At 62.3% G+C, this 565-nt stretch carries 1 protein-coding gene; it reads left to right on the top strand.

The genetic code is table 11. The annotated features are described in order from the left end of the window. The coding region (locus JK635_RS28455) for a 5'-3' exonuclease (RefSeq protein ID WP_498043869.1) at positions 1-565 on the top strand (565 nt) is incomplete at both ends.

Raw genomic sequence — 565 nt, 5'->3', positions numbered from 1 at the left:
GGCGCGCCGACCGGCGCCATCTACGGCATCATCAACATGCTGCGCCGCCTGCGCAATGATTACCCGGCAGCATACATTGCCTGCATTTTCGACGCAAAAGGCAAGACGTTCCGCGACGATCTCTACCCCGAGTACAAGGCCAACCGCGCCTCGATGCCGGAAGACCTGGCCCGCCAGATCGAACCGATCCATGAAGCGGTGCGCGCCATGGGCTGGCCGATCCTGATGATCGAAGGTATCGAAGCAGACGACGTGATCGGCACTCTGTCGGTCGATGCGGTGAAGCATGGCATGAAGGTGGTGGTGTCCACCGGCGACAAGGACCTGGCGCAGCTGGTCAACGACGATGTCACGCTGATCAACACCATGAGTAACGAAACCCTGGACCGCGACGCCGTGATCGCCAAGTTCGGCGTGCCGCCGGAGCGCATCGTCGACTACCTGTCGCTGGTGGGCGATACCGTGGACAACGTGCCCGGCGTGGCCAAGGTCGGTCCCAAGACAGCGGCCAAGTGGATTGCGCAATACGGCTCGCTGGATGGCGTGATCGACAACGCTGCCAAGG

Origin of the sequence: Neobacillus paridis, assembly GCF_016765675.1 — a bacterium.
Lineage (GTDB): Bacteria > Bacillota > Bacilli > Bacillales > Cytobacillaceae > Neobacillus > Neobacillus paridis.
The sequence above is the reverse complement of the archived record's forward strand: the minus strand, read 5'-3'. Positions and strand labels throughout refer to the sequence as shown.